This is a genomic window from Serratia sp. ASV30 (assembly GCF_016428815.1).
Classification (GTDB): Bacteria; Pseudomonadota; Gammaproteobacteria; order Enterobacterales; family Enterobacteriaceae; genus Chania; species Chania fonticola_C.
This window is the reverse complement of the sequence record NZ_JAELTL010000229.1, coordinates 1-379: the sequence shown is the minus strand read 5'-3', so window position 1 is coordinate 379 and position 379 is coordinate 1. Positions and strand designations below refer to the sequence as shown.

The 379-nt window shown below is 39.3% G+C and carries 1 protein-coding gene; it reads left to right on the top strand.

The genetic code is table 11. The features are described from left to right. Positions 1 to 265, top strand: a 265-nt coding sequence (locus JHD74_RS26810; RefSeq protein WP_233169710.1) for a hypothetical protein, incomplete at its 5' end; no start/stop codon positions are given. Positions 266 to 379 lie beyond the last annotated feature (114 nt).

Genomic DNA, 379 nt, shown 5'->3' with positions numbered 1-379 from the left:
GGTAGCAGGATGTAGGACTTATTCTGTTTATGCCCTTGATGACGACCAAAAAGATAAATATCGGCATTATGCCGAATACTTTTTACAGTCGCAAAGTAAGCGTTGCGCGCCTGATGATATTTTATTGATGTATGTGCAAGATGAACATGGTTTACGCGAAACGCTTGAAGGTAATAATCGCGCGTTCTTCTCTATTTGCAATTTTGATAAAAAAATAACCGATTTTTGTTACAATTACTATTTTTACTCAATGGTGCCTAAATGAAAATTCGCTGGCCTACCTGGGCACTACTGTGTGGCATCATTGCGATAATGATAGGCTACTGGAAAGTCGGTAATAAGAAACCTGAAACAATACTGAGTTGCCGCTCTCAAGCGA